Source organism: Dankookia rubra (assembly GCF_004355005.1).
GTDB lineage: Bacteria > Pseudomonadota > Alphaproteobacteria > Acetobacterales > Acetobacteraceae > Paracraurococcus > Paracraurococcus ruber_A.
In genome coordinates this window covers 1-3,649 of record NZ_SMSJ01000206.1, presented here as the reverse complement: position 1 = coordinate 3,649, position 3,649 = coordinate 1, and the positions used below count along the sequence as shown (strand labels likewise).

The following is a 3,649-nucleotide window of genomic DNA, read 5'->3' as shown; positions in this document are numbered from 1 at the left end:
CTAAGCGGCCGTCGTACTCCCAATCGCGCAAAGCTCCACGAGCACTCAACGGTAGGTGTCGCGCAATCGTGCGCCCATCGTTTGCAGCGGTAAGCGGAGGTGACGGGTTGTGTGACCGCGCAGTCGGCAGGGGCAACGGCGCCCCGGCGACGTTCCGCGCGCTGCGGTTTGTAGCGTGGAGAACCCCCGTGCTGATCGGCTACATGCGTGCGAGTAAGGCGAAGAGCGCCGGAACCCTCCACCAGCAACGCGATGCGCTGCTGGCCGCCGGCGTGGACCCGATCCGCTTGTACGAGGACAACGCCACGGGCAGGCACGCTGGGCGGCCCGGGCTAGAGGCCTGCCTGACGAGCCTGCGCCCCGGCGATACCCTGGTCGTCTGGACGCTCGACCGGCTGGGGCGCGACCTGCGGCACCTCGTCAACCTCGTGCACGAGTTGACCGAGCGCGGCGTGGGACTGCGCGTCCTCGCCGGCAAGGGGGCGGCCATCGATACCGCCACCCTGAACGGCCGGCTGATGCTCGACGCCTTTGCGGTGCTAGCCGAGTTCGAGCGCGTGCTGCTCGTCGAGCGCGGTATGGCGGGCTTGGCCGTGGCACGCGCCCGCGGTCGCCTCGGCGGGCGGTCGTACAAGATGACCGCGGCCAAGCTCCGCCTCGCCCAGGTTGCCATGGGCCGGCGGGACACGGGCGTGAGCGCGCTCTGCGCCGAGTTGGGTATCACTCGCCAGACGCTTTACCGCCATGTGGATCCCGAGGGCCGTCTCCGACCGGACGGCGAGAGACTGCTCCGCCACCTCGGCGCGGAGCGGGAGCCTGGGACACGGGTGGTTCCAGAAGACGCGGGGGCGCGCGGACGGCATGTCTGACGGGAAGCAGGCGGCAACGCGCCAGCGAATACTCGCCGACTTTGGCGAGTACGCCCTGCGCAGCGAAACTTTGGACGAGGTCCTGACCGAGGCCTGTCGCCTGGTGAGCGAGGCACTCGGGACGAAGCACGCCAAGATTCTTGAGATCCAGCAGGACGGTCAGTCGCTCCTGGTGCGGGCGGGCGTGGGTTGGGCCCCGGATATCGTTGGAAAGCTGCGCCTGGAGATGCGCGAGCGGTCGTCCGAGACCTTCTCGATCAAGGCAGGCAGGCCCGTCATCACCCAGGATATCCACGAGGAAGCCCGCTTCGATGTGCCTGCGTTCCTGAGGGACGCCGGGGTCGTCGCGCTGGCGAATGTCCCGATCTTCCTGCCTGGCGGACGGACCTACGGCCTGCTGCAGGTGGACGCCACCCAGCCGCGCGCCTTTGGTCCGGACGACTCCGAGTTCCTGCGCACCTACGCCACCATCCTTGGGCCGGTGATCGACCGCTTGCACAAGGTCAGCCGGCTTCGGGCGACCGAGGAGCGGTTCCGTCTGATCGTGGAGGCGGCGCGTGACTATGCGATCTTCGTTACCGACGCGGAGGACTGGATCACCGACTGGTTCCCCGGCGCCGAGATTGTCTTCGGCTGGAAGGCGGCCGAGGCAGTCGGGCAGCACAGCAGCACCCTGTTCACGCCTGAGGACCGGGCACACCATGTGGACCAGGACGAGATCGAGACCGCCCGCCTGCATGGCGTCGCACCGAACGTGCGCTGGCACATCCGCAAGGACGGCAGGCGGGTGTTCATCGACGGCACCGTCATCGCACTGCGCGGCAGGGATGGCGGACTGCGAGGGTTCCTCAAGATCGGCCAGGACGTCACCGAACGCCGGGCGGTCGAGGAGCAGCTGCGCGAGAGCGAGACGCGGCAGCGCGCGCTGATCGAGGGGTTGCCGCAGCTGGTCTGGCGCTCGGCGGACGGCGGGGACTGGACCTGGGCGGGGCCGCAGTGGAGCACCTATACCGGCCTGTCAGGCGAGGCCAGCCTCGGCCGCGGGTGGCTGGATGCCTTGCACCCCGACGACCGCGGGGCCGCGCTGAAGGCATGGCAGGAGGCGGGGTCGGACGGCGTGGTCCGGGTCGATTGCCGCATCCGTCAGGCGGACACCGGCCACTATGGCTGGTTCCAGATGCGCGGCATGCCGGTTCGCAACGGCGGCGACGAGGTCGTCGATTGGATTGGCTCCTGCACTGACATCGACGAGCAGGTGCGCGCCCGCGATGTGCTGGCCCGTAGTCACGAGGAACTTGAGGCCCTCGTTGCCGCGCGCACGACGGAGTTGATGGCTGCTGAGGAGAGCCTGCGGCAGGCACAGAAGATGGAGGCGGTGGGCCAACTCACCGGCGGCATCGCGCACGATTTCAACAACATGCTCCAGGGCGTTGTCGGCAGCGTCGAGATGGCGCGTCGTCACGTCAGCGAAGGCCGTGTTGCGCAGGCCGAGCGCTATCTTGACGCCGCGCGCGAGGCGACGGGGCGGGCGGCGGGGCTGACCCGCCGCCTGCTGGCCTTTGCCCGCCGGCAGCGCCTCGACCCCAAGCCGGTGGATGCGGACGGCTTGGTCGCGGGCTTGGCGGACCTGATCCGCCGTACGATGGGCCCTGGGGTCGCGGTGGAGCTGCAGCTGCGCGGCGGCACCGGGAGCGTGCTGTGCGACGCCAACGAGCTGGAAAGCGCCCTGCTGAACCTCTGTATCAACGCGCGCGATGCCATGCCCGAGGGCGGACGACTGGCGATCGCCACGACAGACGTGCATGTCGCGGCAACTGACATCCCGGACGGGGATGCCAAGCCGGGCCGCTACGTGGCGATCTCGGTCGCGGATGCGGGGACGGGCATGCCGCCGGAGGTGCTCGCGCGGGTGTTCGACCCGTTCTTCACCACCAAGCCGCAGGGCCAGGGCCAGGGCACGGGGCTGGGGCTGAGCCAGGTTTACGGTTTTGTGCGGCAATCGGGTGGCCTGGTGCGGATCGAGAGCGCGCCGGGGCGGGGCACCACGGTGCGTCTCTTCCTGCCGCTGCACGATCGCATGCAGGCGGTGGAAGAGGCGATCGCGCCGCCGCCGGCTCGGTCGGGCCCGCATAGGACGGTGCTGCTGGTCGACGACGAGGCCGCGGCACGGTGGCCAGCGGCCGACTGTCTACGCGAGTTGGGCTACATGGTGCTGGAGGCGCGCGACGGCGCGGAGGCACTGCGCGTTCTCGCCGCGGCAACCCCGGACTTGCTGGTGACCGATGTGGGGCTGCCGAACGGCATGAACGGACGGCAGGTCGCCGAGGCGGCGCGCGAGCGGGTGCCAGGCCTGCATGTGCTGTTCATCACCGGCTACGCCGGAACGTCGCTGCCACCGGGTGTCGAGGTGATCGGCAAACCTTTTGAGCTCGACACTCTGGCACGACGGGTCCAGGCACTCCTGAAAACAGGGCGGGAGGGGAAAGAGAGGAGCCCCGGCGCATAGCACGCCGCTTCGGACAAGCTGTGCCGCGATCCCGTCTCAGGTCACACCAAACAGTCAGGCTATAATGCGGACCTATCCTGATTTCGTCGTTCAGTCTGCCTTGAACGCCTCACGCTCCCAGAGTGCCCTGCGGCTCTCCGAAACCTGCTTACCTCTGATAAGTCCCGCTCACCGGGAGCGGCGCAGCGCCGTCGAAAAGGCACCCCTTACGCTTTCTTGGCCTTTCCGCCCCTCCGGTGTTCTGCGCCGCTCGAATGTATCACACTCCATAACC

General features: G+C 68.8%; 2 protein-coding genes. Both read left to right on the top strand.

Translation table 11 applies throughout. From position 1 onward, the window contains the following. Positions 1 to 188 precede the first annotated feature (188 nt). A complete protein-coding gene (locus E2C06_RS35825; protein WP_133293300.1) occupies positions 189 to 869 on the top strand; it encodes a recombinase family protein in 681 nt (226 codons plus the stop codon). After that, positions 862 to 3,375: a PAS domain S-box protein gene (locus E2C06_RS35820; protein WP_165982903.1), complete on the top strand. Its 2,514-nt coding sequence runs from the start codon at positions 862 to 864 to the stop codon at positions 3,373 to 3,375. The genes E2C06_RS35825 and E2C06_RS35820 overlap by 8 nt, the downstream gene beginning before the upstream one ends. The last annotated feature ends 274 nt before the right edge of the window (positions 3,376 to 3,649 follow it).